Origin of the sequence: Pseudogemmobacter humi, assembly GCF_900609055.1 — a bacterium.
Classification (GTDB): Bacteria; Pseudomonadota; Alphaproteobacteria; order Rhodobacterales; family Rhodobacteraceae; genus Pseudogemmobacter; species Pseudogemmobacter humi.
In genome coordinates, this window is the sequence record NZ_UXAW01000005.1 from 1 (window position 1) to 270 (window position 270).

General features: G+C 60.4%; 1 protein-coding gene. It reads left to right on the forward strand.

Annotated elements, in window-relative coordinates:
* On the forward strand, window positions 1-270 hold a 270-nt coding region (locus XINFAN_RS00030), incomplete at both ends, for a DDE-type integrase/transposase/recombinase (RefSeq protein WP_148087125.1).

Sequence of the window (270 nt, forward strand, 5' to 3'; positions counted from 1 at the left end):
GCGTTTGATGCCGATCTACCAGAAGCCCAACACCAGCAAGCCGCGAAAGGGTCACAAGACCTATCCCTATTTGCTGGGCGGGCTGCGGGTCGATCGCCCCGGTCAGGTCTGGTGTGCAGACATTACCTACCTGCCGATGCGGCGTGGCTTCCTGTATCTTGTCGCCATCATGGACTGGTTCACCCGAAAGGTGCTGGCGTGGCGGATATCGAACACGCTGGAGGCGGACTTCTGTGTCGAAGCGCTGAACGAGGCCATCCACCGCTTCGG